The sequence below is a fragment of the Nitrospira sp. BLG_1 genome (assembly GCF_047338595.1).
GTDB lineage: Bacteria > Nitrospirota > Nitrospiria > Nitrospirales > Nitrospiraceae > Nitrospira_D.
The window spans coordinates 1-4,574 of the sequence record NZ_JBLFBO010000085.1; the positions used below are offsets into that span (position 1 = coordinate 1).

Here is a 4,574-nt window from a genome sequence, read left to right on the forward strand (position 1 = left end):
TGGCGTTTGCCGGTGACGGCTTCCGTGAGATCCATGAATTGAGGGTTGTTGTCCCATGGAATTCCCTTGCGTTCGGCAAGCCGATGAATCTCCTCGGTCGATGGGCCTACCTGTCCAGATATCCTCCCGGTCGGAACAATCGGCTCCTGGATGATCGTAGGCTCTCTAGGTTCAGGCTCAAGCAGAACCGGCACCGTGGGGACGGCCTGCTCCTGCACGATGTTCGGCTGCCTCACTACCTCATCAGGCGTGGCCGGTACTTCCGTTGCCATCGCCTGCTGGGCAGGATTCATCACCAATGGCTCCCGTCCTATGGGTTCCGGCGTGACATGCGGGGCGGGTGGTTGCGTGATGCCTGGATCAGCGGCACGCTCCTGCTGTATGGCTGGCTGAACCACGGACGGCACGACGGATTCTGGCGTTACGGATGCTTGAATGGCCGTCGGCGTGCGCTTCACGAGGAACGGAGATCGTGGCGAGATCGTCAATTCATGCGGAATCGATCTGATGAGCTGGTCGGGTGTCGGTGCCTGCTGCACAGGGAATCGTAGTGGTGTCTCCCGCAATGCGCCGACATCGAGGCGTTTCGGCTCTGGCTGGAACTGGCTTTCCGACGCATGCACGTTCCTCGGTTTCGACACCCCCGCCATAGACCCAAACGGCCCACCAACGATAGCGCCCGTGACGGCTGATTGAAGGATACGATTGCTGACCTCTGGCCCTAGCGCATCATAGTTCCTATCGACAAACCTCCTCGCTGCAATCGCTACGGCTTCCTGTGCGGCTTCCGTGGCGCCTTCGCCGACTGCCGCGCCTGCTCCAAGCGACGCCATGCGCGTGAGGAGCCCCTTCTGCTGCAAGGTCCTCATGAACGTGCTGGTAAACGCAGGACCAAGGCCAGCGGCCCGAGCCAGCGCATACGGAACGGCTGATTCTAAAATACCGGAGACGGCACCACCGACCAACGCCGTCTTCGGGCTTGGCTCAAGCCCTGCCTCTCGCTGTTCCCCATAGATGCCGCCAGCCTCAAGGGCCGATCCGGCTGCGGCGGCTCCTGAAAATCCACCATGGAGCGCCCACTTATCGGCAGCCTGTATCGCGGCCTGCCCGGCGGCGCGATTAATGATACCCTTTCCGATCAATCGGCCAACCAGCGAACCAACGCCGCCGGTCGCCACTACGCTGGCCATCACGGGCACTTGTTCGCCCAAGGCCCCAGCCGAGTACGAGAGAAAGGCACCGGGACTCGACAACGCCTGATCCCACGATACTGATGATGGATAGGCAGCCGCATCCTTCTGCAAGGCGTCGTAGGTCTTCATCCAGGTATCGGCTGTATCGCGTGCGCCAACCGCACCGGCTAACGCCGACGCACCACCGACAAGCAGCGCCCCGGTCTGACTGACGCCTCGACGCACCCCTCGGCCAAACTCTCGCCCGAGATCCATGGCTGAAGGCGTTGATGCAGGAGCCGTTGTCGTCACGGTTCGCGTTGGATTCCCCGCTCGATCCGTGAATTGAATCGATGCGGACTTTCCATCAGATGCCGGAAGGGTGTCAGGTGTCGAGAAATCCATCGAAGAGCCGAACCGATTGATGGTCGGCCTGATCTGCGGGGTGACCTGCTTGCGAGCATGGTCGCCTACAGCCCGATTATATTTCTTGACCAGCGCATTGAATTCATTACGCTTCTGGTTGAACGCATCCACTTTCTGGTTGAACGTCTGTCGAATCGCGTCATGCTGCGCCCGAGCCTCGTCCGTCATGACGGGCTGTTGTCCCGTCCTGATCTGCAACTTCGGCTCAAGGGCATCCATCTGAGCCTGCATGGCGTCAAGACCCTTGCGGTCACGGTCCAGCTCAGCCGAGCGACGATTCACTTTCTTGAGCATCGATTCTAAGGCTTGGTTGACTGGTGGGATCGGCAGACTGGAACGAGACGGCTCCGATGGTGCCGCCGTGGAAAGCGCCGGTATCTGAGCTGCCGATTGCATCTGTCGGTCAATCTCATCGCGCTCCCGTGGATTGGCCAACATTTCAAACTGATCGCGGGTCACAGGTTCCTGCCGCTTCGTGTCGATGATGGAACCATTATCGAGGGCGAACCGTGAGCCTGCGGCTTTCGGCTGCGGGATCGGCTGTCGTGATGGTGGAGGGATGCCAGGAACAGACTGCGGAGGGGCCACCGTATCGGGCGTCATTCCCTGCTGTTCCTGCGGCACGTCAGGGCTCAGGAACGGCGGAATGCTCCCCGTGATGGCGGAAAATGCCCTCTCTAGCTTGGGATAGGGATGAAGTTCTTTCTCCTTGGCTCTCGCTTTCTTGACCTGATCGGTGAGGGCGAGGCGGTCAGACTTGAGCTTGGCGAAGTCTTTCCGCCCTGATTTCAGGAACTTCTCTGGATCATCGCCCGGATACTGGCCGACTTCTCCTTCAGTTATCGCCTGTTCACGCTCTTCAATGGGGACTTCATACGGCGCAAACTTGGCTTTCGACTGTTCGATCCAGTTGTCCCAGTCCGACAGTGTGGGCATCGTCTAATAACCTGAGTCTCCCTGGAACATCGCATCCATGAGCCCTTGCTTGGCAAACGCATCGAATTTCCGGTCCTCCTCATCCTGATCGCCGTACAGGGAGTCCGGGATCGTGTCCTTTGGTCCGATCTTGATGCCATGCTGCTGAAGCATTTTCATCATTTTGTCTCTGGCCACCTTTGCCTCATTCAAGTGCATCATCTGCTGCCGAATCATGCCGAGCGTCCTCGGATCATCGGTTTGAAACATGTCCGGGTACTCTTTCTGAAAATATTCCAATCGGTCGTGCTCGTTCTTGTTTTTCTCGAACTGATTGTACAGCTTTTGGTAGTCTCTGTCAGCACGGCGTCTCCTTCGACGAGCGTCAACGGCTCGCTGATAGTTTTGCCGTATCTTCTTGCCGCGCTCGTACAGCTTTTTCTGTTCGTCGTCGAACCAGTCAGGATATTGCGTCTGCTGCTGCTCTTGCGAGGCCACCACCGCCATCCCTGTCGGCTGGGCATTCATGCCCTGTGGCGGCATTGTAGACGGCATCCCGCCACCGCTCGGCACGAGAGCCAACGCATTCGACCTATCCCCCTGCGCGAGAGGATCCACCGACATGGACGGGACGGGAGGTTGCGGAGCCTGTTCCGCGCTCGGAAGGGCACCCAGCGCACCCGTCGGCCTTGCCTCTGCCGAAAACTCATCTCCTGGATTAATGGCGTACCGTTCGCCTCGAAGTAGCGCTAATGCCCCCATGGTCCTTTCTCCTTTCTACCATCAGCTAATATCGAGTAATGCCTAACGTCCTACGCATCCTTGATTCAGTCGGGACATCTTCATCCATCCTGAGGTATGGCTGTCTGTACATCGGCTCACCAAAGCTACGCGGCTGCTTCACGATCGGTGGACGAACCATCATGGGTTGAGCCTGGGGTTGAAGCGGGCTTGGCATGACTGGAACGGTTGATTGCTGCGCTCTCACCAGTGCCCCGGCACTCGTTGGAGGAATCGCATTGGGGGTTGCGTATTCCGGCCCACTGCGCCGCTGAAACATTCGGCCCATAAAACTAGACGGATCGGCATCCCGCGTCGTCTGATAGGGCGTTCCGCTGCCGTCCGTCCTGACGCCCGTCACGGGTCCACTGGCCGTCGCCATCCTGCCGCTCATACCGCTCGTGTCCCGTCCGCCATCGTCATCTCCAACGTCATCCCATCCCATGCCGAACGCCAGCCTGTCGCGATACAGCTTTTGCTGTTGCTTCTGCATCAAGATCGGCAAGATCATGCCTTGCATGTTCTGAACGCCCTGTGCGAATCCCTGTCCAACTCCGTATGCCATGGCTCCTCCTCCCCTCTTGACGAAACCCCTGACCGTGGTTATGGTATAGACATGAGAACAATCCTACTACTGCTCCTGGTGCTCACGACTGGATGCGCGTACACGATGGAAGATGCGCTCAAGCAGTATCCTTCGTGCCGAACGATGGAAAACTGCCATGTGCCATCGCATCTCTCGTCGATGCCTCCTTATCCTCGCATGTCTGGCCCTGGCGGTTCTCAATGGAACGCCATCAGGACGCCGGACGGCAGGACCTACTACAACGGTGGAGGCTACGCCGTGTACGGACCGGACGGCACGTATATCCTGTATTAGCGCACCAGTGCGAGCGCCGAAGATGTCCATGGATCTCCCATCTGACTGACTTTCTCGTCAATCGCACGGATGCTGCCCGTCAGGAGCCCGAGATACGACACCAGATCGAACGCCTTGCCGGTCGAAACCGTTTCCGGCATGGTGTCCGCCATGGCCCCAATGTGCAGGACGCCATCAGGATCGTCCTTGTACCGCCAGCGTTTCACCGGCATCTTGCGAACATGCGCCAACAGCTCCGCGTCACTCATGGGTTCAACGTCGGTCTTCGCATCTGGATCTGACAGCAACATCGCACCGCCAAGCATACCAGCCAATCCCATGCCGCCACTGATGTATCCGGCGCGGTCTTGTCCTGCCGCGACATTGCTCTGATACTGTAGCCCTCTGGTGTAGTTGTCTTG

5 protein-coding genes are annotated in these 4,574 nt (G+C 58.7%); 1 reads left to right on the forward strand and 4 read right to left on the reverse strand.

Annotated features, from left to right (window positions below; translation table 11 throughout):
• The 3 genes from ACMTNU_RS20080 to ACMTNU_RS20090 form a co-directional block, all read right to left on the reverse strand.
• Positions 1–2,534, reverse strand: a 2,534-nt coding sequence (locus ACMTNU_RS20080; RefSeq protein WP_413937072.1) for a hypothetical protein, incomplete at its 3' end; no start/stop codon positions are given.
• Positions 2,535–2,537: 3 nt separating this feature from the next.
• Positions 2,538–3,275 (reverse strand): hypothetical protein, encoded by a 738-nt coding sequence (locus ACMTNU_RS20085; protein ID WP_413937073.1) that lies wholly within the window; start codon positions 3,273–3,275, stop codon positions 2,538–2,540.
• A gap of 25 nt (positions 3,276–3,300) precedes the next feature.
• Positions 3,301–3,858 (reverse strand): hypothetical protein, encoded by a 558-nt coding sequence (locus ACMTNU_RS20090; RefSeq protein ID WP_413937074.1) that lies wholly within the window; start codon positions 3,856–3,858, stop codon positions 3,301–3,303.
• A gap of 51 nt (positions 3,859–3,909) precedes the next feature.
• On the opposite strand from ACMTNU_RS20090, the gene ACMTNU_RS20095 reads away from it, so the two are divergent.
• Positions 3,910–4,173: a hypothetical protein gene (locus ACMTNU_RS20095; protein ID WP_413937075.1), complete on the forward strand. Its 264-nt coding sequence runs from the start codon at positions 3,910–3,912 to the stop codon at positions 4,171–4,173.
• Here the strand turns inward: ACMTNU_RS20095 and ACMTNU_RS20100 are convergent.
• Positions 4,170–4,574, reverse strand: a 405-nt coding sequence (locus ACMTNU_RS20100; RefSeq protein WP_413937076.1) for a tail fiber domain-containing protein, incomplete at its 5' end; no start/stop codon positions are given. The genes ACMTNU_RS20095 and ACMTNU_RS20100 overlap by 4 nt on opposite strands.